Below are 14,017 nucleotides of genomic sequence, written 5' to 3' on the forward strand. Positions count from 1 at the left end.
TCTATGTTTAAATATTATAATTAAAATAAAAGTAGCCTGACAAACAATGCCAGGCTATGTACGCTATGCACTAAATAAAGTTTTAGTACTACTAAAACATTTTTGTAATCTTTTGTGAATAAACATAGAGATAACAGTTGATACTCCAATTATAACCACATACCAGATGATTGCAGGCATACTACTCCAGACATTGTAAAACTTCAAAATCTGAAACAATCCTACGTGTACCAAATATATCTCTAGTGACATCTCCCCATAGAATTTTAGCACATTGGTAATATAAACATTTTTCATCTTGGAAAGGATAACAGCAAGCAAAAACGAACTTGCCAATCCAAGAGCGGCCACTACATATCTATATGTAGCTGCTATAATAAAATTAGAAGCTATAGCAACCAAAGATATCACAACCACTGAAGTAATTATTATTATCTCCCAAACAGAAAATTCCTTCTCCTTTTCAATACTCCCACATAGAATGCCAAGCATAAACGCTGGTATTCTGGAAATAGCTATTTCGAAAAAAATCAATATATTATCATTTGAACTGTGCATATAAGGAGCAACCGCCAACGCCGCAAATAATATAATAATTGTACTAATGTGCTTAGTATATTTATCCATCTTAATCAATAGAGGAAATAGTAAATATGCCACTACAATAAATGACATATACCAAAATGGATACAATTCATTCTTAAACCAAAAACTAATAGTAAATACATCTAGAAAATAAAGCCACAAAGATTGTTTGTATATGACAAAATCATAAACAATAAAATACGGAATCGATATAAGAAAATATACTGGAAGTATTCTCCTAGCTCTTCTAACATAAAAATTCATAATACCATTTCCCATATTCGAAAATGTGAGTCCTAATGCTGAAAGGAACAAAAAAACATCTACTCCTGCATTTCCAAGCGCAAAAACCCTAGTTATCGCATGTCCAATCGGACCAAGATAATTAAATCCCACATATTTATTTATGTGATATAACATTATCGCTAACGCAGATATTCCAAATATTTCATTTCTATGATTTAGATAATTTTTCCATTTAATATTTGTTTTTTTCATAAATCTAACTTCCTTTTATTCACACATAAGTTAAAATACCATACATGTCCATGATATATATCATATAAAAATAGGGATTTGTACTTTTGTTATAGCAAAATCTTATTTACCCTGTTCATTATTCTGATAGCTAATATGTGCGTTACCATAGCAAATACTATTGTAACTACGATACTGACAAGTATAAACATACCTGAAGATAATAAATTATTTGACAGTTTTTCTACTAATCCAAAAACCATCCCATGGAGCAAATATATTTCAAATGAGATACTCCCAAGAAACTGGTTCACCTTATTCCCATAGCTGATTTTCACATTCGAAATAATAATGAACAAAGTGATACTAAATCCCAGTATTATTTTCAATAAATAATCCCCGAAAAATGGTACCGGCTTAAACATCAAATAAGATATGCCAAAAAATAGCGAAACACCACAACTAACAACAAGTTTTATCATCCACTTATCCTTAAAAAACTGATAAATCTGTGAATAAAACCAGGCCAATAAAATGCCCCAGATAAAACCATAGCACTCTGTGGACCACACCGTTTTAGTATATCCCCCCATAGAATGCATGTAATAAAAAATAAAACTAAATGCTATAACCAGTGTAAAAATCAAAAAATTGCATATAATCTTATTTTTCTTAAACACAATATGTGCTACCCAGAAAAATAAATAACAAGCCAAAAGCCATCTTACCCAAAGATCTATTTTTAGAAGCGAAAAAAATCCAGTGGAACTGCCGCCAATCAACAAAAAAATGATTGCATACATAATATTTATTACCCAGCATGTGATAACCAGCTTAGGTAAACGTCTTTTCCAAAAAGATTTTATGTTATCTGGCTTTTTCTCCATACTCAATGATAAGCCATATGCAGAAGTCATAAAAAAGAAGGTAACGCCTATGTACCCAAAGCTGCTAATCAAATCCTGAATTCTATTTCCATAGGTTGCAGGTATATGGACCAGAATGACTACCAAACACCAAAACCCACGCATAGCGTTTGAATTTTTTTTGTCAAAAAAATGTTCTCCTGTTTCATCCAACTTTGCCTTGCCAGCCATAATATATATCATGAACAAAACCAAAAGAAGCATGATTATATCAGTCATAAAATTCCCCTTCTATGAAAATAGCTAGGTAGTCAAACCAGGCTACCTAGCCATATACACCTTTAGATTATTTATCTAAAACAATATTTTTTTCTAAACAATAATCCTTAAAGCTTGCGTTAACCTTATCCTTATCAGATAAAATCAAATCTTCTTTTGTCATTCCTTCAGGAATAGGCCACTGTACATTGATATCTGGATCATCAAATGCAAGACCACCCTCATCATTTGGATGATAGAAATCTGTAACCTTATAACAAAACTCGGCGAAATCACTTACTACTAAAAATCCATGAGCAAATCCCTTTGGAATAAGGAACTGCTTCTTATTCTCAGCAGAAAGAAGGATACCATAATGCTTTCCAAATGTAGCAGAACCCTCACGAAGATCTACAGCGACGTCATAAACCTCACCTGAGATTACGCGAACAAGCTTATCCTGTGCGTAATTCTTCTGGAAATGAAGTCCGCGAAGAACACCCTTCTTACTTGCTGACTGATTATCCTGAACAAAGTCATAGTGAAGGCCTTCTGCCTCCATGTCATTTTTATTGTATGTCTCTACAAAATAGCCACGGTCATCGCCAAAAACCTTTGGTGTGATAACGCATAAGCCTTCAATACCATTAACATTTTTCTCTACTGTAATAGCCATTATAATCCTTTTGAAACCTCCACTAAATATTTACCATAGTCTGTCTTCATAAGTGGCTCAGCAAGCTTAAGAAGCTGCTCTTTATCGATGAAACCACGCTTGTAAGCTATTTCTTCAATGCATGATACATACATTCCCTGTCTCTTCTGGAATGTACTAACGAACTCAGCTGCCTGAAGAAGCATATCGTGATTTCCAGTATCAAGCCATGCAAATCCACGACCAAGTGTCTCAACATGAAGGTTTCCGCGCTGTAAGTATGCGTTGTTTACAGCTGTGATTTCAAGCTCACCACGAGCTGATGGTTTGATTGTCTTAGCAATCTCTACAACTGAGTTGTCATAGAAGTAAAGACCTGGAACAGCATAATTACTCTTTGGATTCTCTGGCTTTTCCTCGATAGAAATAGCCACACCGTTCTCATCAAACTCTACAACACCGTACTCTCTTGGATCACGTACATAGTATCCAAAGATTGTTGCTCCTGGCTCAGACTCTGTTCTCTGTGCAGCTGAAAGAAGCACCTTAGAGAATGACTGACCATAGAAAATATTATCACCAAGTACAAGTGCAACTGCATCGTTTCCGATGAACTCTTCGCCGATAATAAATGCCTCAGCGAGACCATTTGGAGCCTCCTGAACAGCATACTGAATGTCCATACCTAACTGCTTTCCATCGCCAAGTAGCTCCTTAAATACAGGAAGATCTCTAGGTGTAGAAATAATGAGCACTTCTCTGATACCTGCCAACATAAGTGTTGATAATGGATAATAAATCATTGGCTTATCATAGATTGGCATAATCTGCTTACTAATAGCCTTTGTTAATGGATAAAGTCTTGTTCCTGAACCGCCTGCTAAAATAATACCTTTCATTCTAAGCGTTCTCCTTCCAGTTAATTTAAATATTCTTTTAATGCATCTTTCCAATCAGCCATCTTATAGCCGCTTGTAAGACGAAGCATATAGTTATCTAAAATTGAATAATGTGGTCTGTCTGCACTAGCAGGATTCATCTTCTTGTATTCCTCGCTAGTAACATGATTAACCTTTACATTAATTCCCTTGAGTCTGAAAATCTCTTCTGTAAAATCTGCCCAGTTTGTATCTCCCTCGCATGTACCGTGGAAGATTCCATAATTTTCTGTAGGTTCCAAATGATGAATCATTCTAGCGAGCTCAACTGCTGATGTTGGTGAGCCGAGCTGATCACATACTACTGAAAGCTCATCATGAGTCTCTGCAAGGCTAAGCATAGTCTTAACGAAATTCTTTCCATCTCCATATAACCATGCTGTACGAACAATAAACCACTTATCTGCAAACTGCTGAACAAATTTTTCACCCTCGTACTTTGTCTTGCCATATGCACTGATAGGTCCTGGCTGATCAAACTCAGTGATTGGCTTTGTAGCATTGCCTGGAAATACATAATCTGTACTAACATGAACAAGCTTTGCACCAACCTTTGTTGCAGCTATAGCAAGGTTTCTAGGACCAAGAGCATTAAGCTTATAAGCAAAATCCCAATCCTTCTCACAACCATCTACGTTAGTAGCTGCTGCGCAGTTAATAATTACATCAGGCTTCTTAGCTTCAACAAAACTAAGCACCTCATCTAAATCCATAATATTAAGTGGAGAAATCTTCTCACCTTCCACAACATCAGTAAGGATAAATTCAACCTCATCCTTATACTCATTCTGAATAGCACGACCTAGCTGGCCATTGCAACCTGTTACTAAAATCTTCCTCATAATGTGCACCTATTTTATTTTCCTGAATACATATCGTTATAGTACTTCTGATAATCACCAGATGTTACATTCTTCATCCAATCTTCGTGCTCGAAGAACCAAGCAATTGTCTTCTTAATACCCTCTTCGAAGCATGTCTCTGGATACCAGCCAATCTCAGCCTTGATCTTGTCTGGAGCGATGGCGTAACGTCTGTCGTGACCCTTGCGGTCTGTAACGTACTTAATAAGCTTCTCTGATACGAGCTCCTTACGTGGGTCGCCCTCTGGGAGCATCTCCTGAAGTGTATCAAGGATGATATGGATAATCTGGATGTTCTGCTTCTCGTTGTGACCACCGATATTGTATGTCTCAAAGAGCTTACCCTGCTCCTGAACCATATCGATTCCCTTAGCGTGATCCTCTACGTATAACCAGTCACGTACATTCTTTCCATCGCCGTATACTGGAAGGTCCTTGCCCTGAAGCGCATTGTTGATGATAAGTGGAATGAGCTTCTCTGGGAACTGGTAAGGGCCATAGTTGTTAGAACAGTTTGTAATGTTTGCAGGGAACTTGTATGTATCCATGTAAGCCTTTACAAGCATGTCTGAGCTGGCCTTTGAAGCTGAGTATGGTGAATGTGGATCGTATGGTGTTGTCTCATAGAAGAATGCGTTGTCATCATCTGGAAGTGATCCATAAACTTCGTCTGTAGAAACGTGAAGGAATTTCTTGCCTTCCTTGAAAGAGCCATCTTCAAGCTCCCAAGCTTCCTTAGCACAGTTAAGCATTACAGCTGTACCAAGTACGTTTGTCTGAACGAATACCTCTGGGTTTACGATTGAACGGTCTACGTGAGACTCTGCTGCAAAGTGAACTACACGGTCGATATCGTTCTCCTGAAAAATCTTTCTGATAGCTTCCTTATCGCAGATATCTGCCTTTACGAATGTGTAGTTGTCGCGGTTCTCGATATCCTTAAGGTTCTCGAGGTTACCAGCGTATGTAAGCTTATCAACGTTGATGATTCTAATCTCGTTGTCATACTTCTTAAACATGTAGTGAATGTAGTTAGATCCGATGAAACCTGCTCCACCTGTTACTAAATAAGTTCTCATAAAATTATCCCCTTTTTATAAAATATAATCTATTTTTATTTATAAGCATATAAAAAGCCTAATGTATTATATATGTCTTTTTTACAAATTACTATCCATAAAAAATTTTCTGTGAATTTTACATAATCTCGACAAAATAATCCACACTTTAATAATCATTTTCAACAATATCATAAAAGCTCTAAGAGTTAATCCTTAGAGCTTCATCATAAAATATAAAATATTTAATTTACTGCTTTTAGCTGCTCGATTATTTTGAGCGGACTAAAATAATCACTGTCTTCATATTTGACCACTATGTCCTTATTGATAAAATCAAGGTCAATCTCCTCTGGATTCTTGAAAACCTGCATATAACGTTCATCATAAAACGGCATAGATAACAAACTCTGATTATTTGTGATTAACTTTTTATTAAATGCAATAGCCTCACAGGTTCTAAGAGATACACCCGTTTGTCCCTCTTTTACAACTTCAACCACACAGTCAGTGTTATATGCCATCTGAAGTTCTTCATCATATGACATTCTATGGTTGTAAATTACATCAGGAATACTTTTCTGTTCTTCAGATTTTACACCTGCTATATAAAACTTACAGCCTTTAACACCAGCCGTTATTTTTGCAAATGTATTCTGCAAAATCTCCAGTCTTCCAACTCCATAGCCTATGAAGAAACATTTAGATTTTTTGGTCTCATCCTCATATACAAAATCAGGTCGTGAGAAAGTTGAATAAATATGCATAAATCCATGTCTCTCACAATCTCCCTGATCAAATGAAAATACATAATCAAAAATAGGTATCATTCCGATAGAACGTTTTGCTGATTTATTACTAAAGCTATCATACATAATCATAACAAGCTTTACGTTCGGATGATTTTTCTTGAAATCAAGGAGATACTTCTCATCAAAATGATATTTCAAAGAACCATTCATAAACAAAACACGATATTCTTCATTTTCATCAAAATTGTATTTATGAAGACGATAACAAGGTTTCCAAAGCATCTTAGCAGGAAGCCAAATTCGACGATTAATCTTGTCGTTGATATGTAACTTATAAAGCCATTTAAGCCCCGATGGAACCACCATTCTTGGAATCTCTTCTATATCATATGGTCCCTCTTTAAAACAATCAGAAAACATCCTTTTATACAAAGCATGTTCATCATCTATAAATATATACTTCATTGTTATTTTCTCCTTTACGTTTACATACCTGATTTAGTCTACCAAAAAATTACCTGTTTGTCATTGTGTTATATATGCTCTCGTCTTCTCTTCAGATGGCACAAGCGCTTTCACATTAATCTTCCCGTTTATTATTCCATGCCTATACATCACATTTGTAAATCTTTCTGAAGCATAAGTTCCATATGGCCAATTATCTTTCGTGTCAAATTTTGGCACCACTAGTTCTATTTCTGTCTGGCCATTTTCTTCTGCCACTTTGAACTGAGAAATAATATCATCCGCCAAAGCCTCACATTTCTCGTATGAAATATTGCAATAATTAATTTCCTTATATGAATTGCTTACATAAATTGTGCAACACAAAATTACTACTGCCAATACTGGTAAAATAGCATTGCTACTATTTATGTTTCCAGCTAAATCACTTACAAAAAGCATTAAAATGAGAAGCATCCAGAATCCGCCGGCAAACATTACATCTACTCTTGTTACATATTCACTGCTTACCACCGCACTTAATAATACTAAATATATTGTAGTAAGCACAAATCCCAGTAAATATTTCACAATCGCGACTGTCTTTTTCTCTTTGGCAAGTAAGCACCAGAGAAGGATTACCACACCAGCAAATATTAAAAATACTATATTGAACAGACTTCCCCATACTTTTAAATTCGATATTGCCTGTATCAAACTTTCAAAAAAATCTGTAGTCTTCCCTTCAGATCTTATACCAGTTTTTTCAATTGCTAACGAACAAAACCACACAAGCAGCACAATCAAATTTTCTTTATTATTCTTGTAAAAATCAGCTAATCCAAACTTTTTATTCTCGCAATCACTTATCATTGCCATCATAAGCTCAATCCCAACATACACAGCCAAAATGATACTGGTATATAAGTTAGAAAAAATAGATAGGTAAACCCATACAGCTATCAGGAACTTATATTTCTTTGAGTACTCGCTAAATTTCCCAAACCCTCCGCACCTAATCATGTGCATAACCAGTGCAGCGTTTATAGCTGTGCATAACGTGTAATTATAAATACATGTCATATCATAGGCATAAAACAAAAAGATATTATCCTTATCACCGTGAGCAAAAATAACAAAATGCAGACATATGAAAATAATGCTGATGGCAACACTTTTAATGCTAGAGAATCTATATTTATCTTGTATAAGTAAATGGAATTCTAAAAAATAGAATGCAATCGCCAGAGATATAAAAATCCCATTGGAAACAGATAATGCAAAGCAATATCTACCTATAATAGGATATAACAAATAGGCCCCTGCATAAGAAAAGAAAATCATAGAATCCTCAGGAAATACCTTTATAGGATTCCACGCCTTTATCAGTGGAAATGGTAATCTCAAGTGCTGGATGTTTTCCCAATCATCAGTATCAAATATCGCAATCGGATGTAACACAACAAAAAACATAGCCATGCACAAAAATACTATAATAAAATAAAGCAATGCCTTAGACTTTTTCATTAACAAACTCCCTTAAAAAACCTTTTTAGCAGAATAATTATAAACTCTTTATACCTGAGAATGCCATAGTGAATTTGACTATAATTTTAGACAAAGAGAAATCGCGACAACATTGCCGCAATTTAAATAAATCTATTATTGTATTACTCAATAAAATTCAATTGGAACTCTGCATTATAAATTTCATCGTTATCATTTGATACGTTAATACTAATCTTCCCCGAAAGATTAGGTACTATTTCCGAAATAATATCCTTATAATAATCAGAAGAATCCGACGGTGTTATTGACATTAACAGACGACAAACCTCTGGTTGATTACTAACTTTTCCCACATAATGAATCCTTGCAACCGGAGCATTTTCTACAGTTCCAATTTTGATTTCAAACTCTTCATCTGTATAAACAATATCATTAATAGTATTATCTTCTGGTAAACTTAATCCTTCAAGTTCTGTTTTCCTTTCATATAAGTGCTTCATATTATGCCTAAGCTTCTGAATTTCATTTAAACATTCCTGTGGAAACTCTATACTACTTTTCCATATATCCATTAATTCAAAAGGATCAGAACCATTATATAAAGAATGACTTGATTGGTGAAGAGCTGCAATTTGAATATCTAAATCTTCTAGAAGTTCGTCTATATCGTCTATATCTTCTGATATTGTCTGCATCTCTTCTTTTAAAACCAAAATTTTCTCTATATCTGGATCCATACTATAAAGTTCATCATAGTATAGTGATTCAATTCCGTTATATTCAGTCTTTAGCTCTGTCCATTTTTTGTAAGTTTCGTCATAATATTTTACAAGAGCCTCCCATTGTTCTTCATATTTTAAAATACAATCTTGTATCTTGTCTACGCTTCCGTATGTCACATAAAACCATTCGCAAACTTCTGGTGTAGTTTCAAGTCGTTCTATATAATAGTTTATCAAATATTTTTCGTTTTCTATTCCTTTAAGAATTATATTGTATTCTTCCATATTTTCAGGAGTCACTCTATTGATTGTAGCATTATCTAATTTAGCATTATGGAGCTCAGAAGCCTCTGTTCTCATGGAAATCAGTGAAAGCAAGATAATAATAGTACTAAATACAATAATAGACTTTATATTACTAATTGTATTTCTTTTCATCTTTCAACCTCCTCTCATTTATTTTTCTATTCTATACACCGAACATTATAAACTTCACAAAAGACCCTTATATCATTTTTGATATAAAGGTCTTTTTATCTTAATTCTATCGGATATATTAATAGCTTTATAAACCCATTTTCATTTAGTCTATAAAATCTACGTCCAGTTGTTCTGAATATACTACGCCGTAAACACCTGAAATTTCTACATCTATATGGCCTGAAAGATCAGGAATTACCTTAGAAATAACTTCAATATAATTATTGCTGGTTGGTGTTACTGTCATTAGTAAACGTGCAACTTCAGGCTGATTTCTAACCTTACCAACAAAATGAATCTTTACATATAAAGATAATTGCTCGTTTCCTATTGGAAATTCAAAAGTTTCATCTGTATAAATAATCTCATCTATAGGTTCATCTATTGGCTCATCTGGTTCTTCAAGCTCTGCCAAACGCTTATAAAGGTCTTCAAGTGTCCTCTCCAAATCAGCAATTAAATCTGCGTAATGTTGTTTGGTTGCTTCAATTTCATTAAATGTTGTCATCAAATCATCTGGGTTTGCCCCTCTATAAACATAAGAACTCGGATCCAAAAAATACTCAATATAATCCAATGCTGGTCCAGCAATAGAATCCCAATAAGATATTTCAGCAGTGATTTTCTCTATTTCTTCTTTTATCACATTTGCCGTATCATAATCTCCATCATTATATGCGCTACGGTACTTACGCTTAAGTTCATCCTTTTTTTCTTCTAATACCTGCGCTTCCCCCATCGCAGCGCTGTATGTGGCCATAGCAGCAACATAATCCTCTTCGCGTTTATTAATCCATGCTTCAAGTTCTTCTTTAGTTCCATATTGCCAGAAAAACCATTCATACTGCTCCAGATATTCAGCAAGTTCAGTATCATACTTGTCTATTCGAAATTTTACTAAATCAATATTATCAAGTATCCCATTGTATTCTTCCATATTTTCAGGAGACACTTTGATGATAGAGATATTGCTCAATTCAGCATTCTGAAACTCAATAGCTTCAGCCCTTACGGAAGTCAGTGAAAACCCAACAGCAATAACACTACATACAATAATTGACCTAGCAATCTTCTTTGCGCTTTTTTTCATATTTCTTCCTCCTATAGAGCATTAGGTTTTACTATTAGTCTGCAAAGTCTACTTCCAACTGCTGTGAGAATACTACGCCATAAACACTTATGAGTTCTACATCTATTTGTCCTGAAAGATCAGGGAGTACTTTTGAAACAACCTCTAGATAATTGTTGCTGGTTGGTGTTACTGTCATAAGTAAACGAGCAACCTCTGGCTGATTTCTAACCCTACCGACAAAATGAATCTTTACATATAAAGAGAACTGCTCACTTCCCATTGGAAATTCAAAAGTCTCATCTGTATAAATAATCTCATCTGCAGGTTCTTCTATTGGCTCATCTGGCTCTTCAAGTGTTGCTAAATATTTATAAAGTCTTCCAATCTCCTCCTTTAGACTATCAATTTGATCTGTATAATCCTTCTTTTTTTCTTCAATCTTATCAAAATCATCCATCAATAATTCTGGATCCATACCCCTGTATACATATATTTCATCCCTTTCATAAATATAGCGTTGATATTCATACCAAGCACCTTGAACATAATTTATTTTTACTTGTAATTCTGCCAATTCTTTTTCCATTTCTTCAATTTTATCCCAATCAGGTTCCCACATCCCCTTTTCCTCGCGTATCCAGAGGTAAAGTTGATCATATTGCTCCTTCAGATCACCTAAATCTCCATACTGAGCTACAGCCTCACCATAGGCTTTTTCTGCAGCAGCCTGATCTTCATTAAATTTTCTTATCCATGCTTCTAATTCCTCTTTAGTGCCATATTGATTGTAAAACCATTCATACCCTTCCAAATATATATCAAGTTCTGTTTTTATCTTGGATATCATGATTTTTTTCAATTCTATATCAGCAAGTACTTCATTGTATTCCTCCATATTTTCAGGAGACACTTTACTGATTGAGGCATTACTCAATTCAGGAGTCTGAAGTTCCGCGGCTTCTGACCTTACGGAAATCAGTGAAAAAATAATAGCAATAGCACCACATATAACAACTGACTTAACGATGTTCATTACATTTTTTTTCATGTTTCTACCTCCTCCTATAAAATATTAAAGTTACCTTTAACCATCATAGTATGGAATATTCAACACATGCAATATATTGTCTAATTGTTCATAAAATGTTCATAAAAAAGAAGCCACCTAAGTGACTTCTTAATAACTAATCTCTCTTGAATATATCTCTTGTGTAAACCTTGTCGATAACATCGTCCAAACAAGAATCATATCTATTTGCGATAATGCTGTCGCTCATTTCCTTGAACTTTGCCAAGTCATTTACAACAACACTTCCGAAGAAAGTATCTCCGTCATTAAGGGTTGGCTCATAGATAATTACTGTAGCTCCCTTAGCCTTGATACGCTTCATGATTCCCTGAATAGAACTCTGTCTGAAATTATCTGAATTAGATTTCATGGTGAGACGATATACACCAACTGTAACCTGCTTTTCGCTTGCAGCATTCCAGGTGTTACCTTCAGAATATCCATAGTAACCAGCCTTCTGAAGAACTCTGTCAGCAATGAAATCCTTACGGGTTCTATTGCTCTCTACAATGGCTGACATCATATCCTGTGGAACATCCTTATAGTTTGCAAGAAGCTGCTTTGTATCCTTTGGCAAGCAGTAACCACCATAACCAAAGGATGGATTATTGTAATGTGAGCCGATACGAGGATCAAGGCAAACGCCATTGATAATCTGCTGTGTATCAAGGCCCTTCATCTCTGCATAAGTATCAAGCTCATTGAAATATGATACGCGAAGCGCAAGATAAGTATTAGCAAAAAGCTTAACAGCTTCTGCCTCTGTGAAGCCCATAAAAAGTGTATCAATATCCTCTTTGATAGCGCCTTCCTGAAGAAGTCCTGCGAAGGTATGAGCAGCCTTAACAAGTCTCTCGTCCTCTAAATCTGTTCCTACAATGATCCTTGAAGGATAAAGATTATCATATAAAGCCTTGCTCTCACGTAAGAACTCTGGGCTAAAAAGGATATTCTTTGAGCCATATTTTTCTCTTACTGACTTTGTGAATCCTACTGGAATAGTAGATTTGATGACCATGATTGCATCAGGGTTATACTTCATTACAAGCTGAATAACATTTTCAACCGCTGATGTATCAAAGTACTGGGTCTGAGAATCATAATTTGTAGGTGCTGCAATAACAACAAATTCAGCACCTGTATAAGCCTCCTCTGCATCCAAAGTGGCTACCAGATTCAATTCTTTTTCTTTAAGATATTTTTCGATATATTCATCCTGAATAGGAGAAATCTTTTTATTTAACTTCTCTACTTTTTCAGGAATAACGTCTACAGCATGAACCTCATGATGCTGTGCAAGCAAAGTAGCAATAGAAAGACCTACATAACCTGTACCTGCAACTGCAATTTTCATAATCATCTCTCTCTTTCTAGTCAAAAAATATTAATACTAATCCTTGTGTAATTTCACAAATACAACCTCTCTTGGATTGTTCCAACGAGGTATTCTGGCATCTCCTAAACCCGAACTGCATACCATTGTGGAGTTCTTTTCCTGATATACTCCATGGTCATATGTAGGAAAAAAAGTGTAATCCGATGCAAATACACCACCCCCAATAGGCACACGCACAAGCCCTCCATGAATATGACCAGTGAATACTAAATCATATCCATACTCAGATAGAAAATTAAACTTTGCCGCATTGTGATACAACAAAATATTGAAATAATCAAGATTAGCATATCCAATAACATCTCGCATATTTGCTTCTGACCTGTTCCAATCTAAACCACTAATCAGAATCTTAGTGCCATCCTTTTCTATCTCGGCGGTCTTATTATCCAAAATATTAACACCATTTTCTATACATATTTCACGAAACTCATCATAAGGTGCTCCTCCTAATGGTCCGTTTGTATAGTACTCATGGTTACCTGTGACATAATACATCGGGGCAACATCTCTAAGTCCCTCTAAAAGATACTTAGCATTGTCCACCGTATGCTCTTCATCAACAATATCTCCTGTAAGAACAATCAAATCTGGATTCGTCTTTTTAACCATCCTTATTAAGGATCTCTCATTTTTTCCAAATTCCTTACAATGAAAATCACTTATTTGAACAATCTTATATCCATCAAATTCTTCTGGAAGCGTAGAAAAATGCAAATCATATTTAGTTACTTTTAATGGACTGATAAAGCCCAAAGACAATAAGATAAGAATAGTTATAAATATCTTCAGCCCTATTCTCTTCTTTTTCTTCATCATATATATCAATTCCTTCGATAAAAGTACCCATACTTTACATGGTACAGTTTAGCA

General features: G+C 35.0%; 13 protein-coding genes. All 13 read right to left on the reverse strand.

The window, feature by feature from the left end:
* Nucleotides 1-63: 63 nt before the first annotated feature.
* Complete coding sequence (locus BMZ41_RS13785) at nucleotides 64-1,083, reverse strand: acyltransferase family protein (RefSeq protein ID WP_090530646.1); 1,020 nt, start codon at nucleotides 1,081-1,083, stop codon at nucleotides 64-66.
* A gap of 89 nt (nucleotides 1,084-1,172) precedes the next feature.
* Nucleotides 1,173-2,207 (reverse strand): acyltransferase family protein, encoded by a 1,035-nt coding sequence (locus tag BMZ41_RS13790; protein ID WP_143071356.1) that lies wholly within the window; start codon nucleotides 2,205-2,207, stop codon nucleotides 1,173-1,175.
* Between the two features lie 67 nt (nucleotides 2,208-2,274).
* Entirely contained in the window at nucleotides 2,275-2,862 is a 588-nt protein-coding gene (rfbC, locus tag BMZ41_RS13795) for a dTDP-4-dehydrorhamnose 3,5-epimerase (RefSeq protein WP_090530650.1), read from the reverse strand.
* Nucleotides 2,862-3,740 carry a glucose-1-phosphate thymidylyltransferase RfbA gene (gene rfbA / locus BMZ41_RS13800; RefSeq protein WP_090530653.1) on the reverse strand — a complete coding sequence of 293 codons (879 nt, stop codon included), beginning with the start codon at nucleotides 3,738-3,740 and terminating at the stop codon, nucleotides 2,862-2,864. The genes rfbC and rfbA overlap by 1 nt, the downstream gene beginning before the upstream one ends.
* Before the next feature lie 20 nt (nucleotides 3,741-3,760).
* Entirely contained in the window at nucleotides 3,761-4,621 is an 861-nt protein-coding gene (gene rfbD / locus BMZ41_RS13805; RefSeq protein WP_090530656.1) for a dTDP-4-dehydrorhamnose reductase, read from the reverse strand.
* Nucleotides 4,622-4,635: 14 nt separating this feature from the next.
* Nucleotides 4,636-5,721 (reverse strand): dTDP-glucose 4,6-dehydratase, encoded by a 1,086-nt coding sequence (gene rfbB, locus BMZ41_RS13810; protein WP_028247399.1) that lies wholly within the window; start codon nucleotides 5,719-5,721, stop codon nucleotides 4,636-4,638.
* Nucleotides 5,722-5,945: 224 nt separating this feature from the next.
* Complete coding sequence (locus tag BMZ41_RS13815; protein ID WP_090530659.1) at nucleotides 5,946-6,917, reverse strand: WaaS/CpsH family glycosyltransferase; 972 nt, start codon at nucleotides 6,915-6,917, stop codon at nucleotides 5,946-5,948.
* A gap of 60 nt (nucleotides 6,918-6,977) precedes the next feature.
* Nucleotides 6,978-8,423: a hypothetical protein gene (locus BMZ41_RS13820; RefSeq protein ID WP_090530662.1), complete on the reverse strand. Its 1,446-nt coding sequence runs from the start codon at nucleotides 8,421-8,423 to the stop codon at nucleotides 6,978-6,980.
* 143 nt (nucleotides 8,424-8,566) lie between these two features.
* Complete coding sequence (locus BMZ41_RS13825; RefSeq protein WP_090530665.1) at nucleotides 8,567-9,565, reverse strand: hypothetical protein; 999 nt, start codon at nucleotides 9,563-9,565, stop codon at nucleotides 8,567-8,569.
* A 145-nt stretch (nucleotides 9,566-9,710) separates the two neighbouring features.
* Nucleotides 9,711-10,697: a hypothetical protein gene (locus BMZ41_RS13830; protein ID WP_090530668.1), complete on the reverse strand. Its 987-nt coding sequence runs from the start codon at nucleotides 10,695-10,697 to the stop codon at nucleotides 9,711-9,713.
* A gap of 34 nt (nucleotides 10,698-10,731) precedes the next feature.
* Nucleotides 10,732-11,727 carry a hypothetical protein gene (locus tag BMZ41_RS13835; RefSeq protein WP_090530671.1) on the reverse strand — a complete coding sequence of 332 codons (996 nt, stop codon included), beginning with the start codon at nucleotides 11,725-11,727 and terminating at the stop codon, nucleotides 10,732-10,734.
* A gap of 136 nt (nucleotides 11,728-11,863) precedes the next feature.
* Nucleotides 11,864-13,102: a nucleotide sugar dehydrogenase gene (locus BMZ41_RS13840; RefSeq protein WP_090530674.1), complete on the reverse strand. Its 1,239-nt coding sequence runs from the start codon at nucleotides 13,100-13,102 to the stop codon at nucleotides 11,864-11,866.
* A 36-nt stretch (nucleotides 13,103-13,138) separates the two neighbouring features.
* Complete coding sequence (locus BMZ41_RS13845; RefSeq protein WP_090530677.1) at nucleotides 13,139-13,963, reverse strand: metallophosphoesterase; 825 nt, start codon at nucleotides 13,961-13,963, stop codon at nucleotides 13,139-13,141.
* Nucleotides 13,964-14,017 lie beyond the last annotated feature (54 nt).

It is taken from the genome of Pseudobutyrivibrio sp. UC1225, assembly GCF_900115215.1.
Classification (GTDB): domain Bacteria; phylum Bacillota; class Clostridia; order Lachnospirales; family Lachnospiraceae; genus Pseudobutyrivibrio.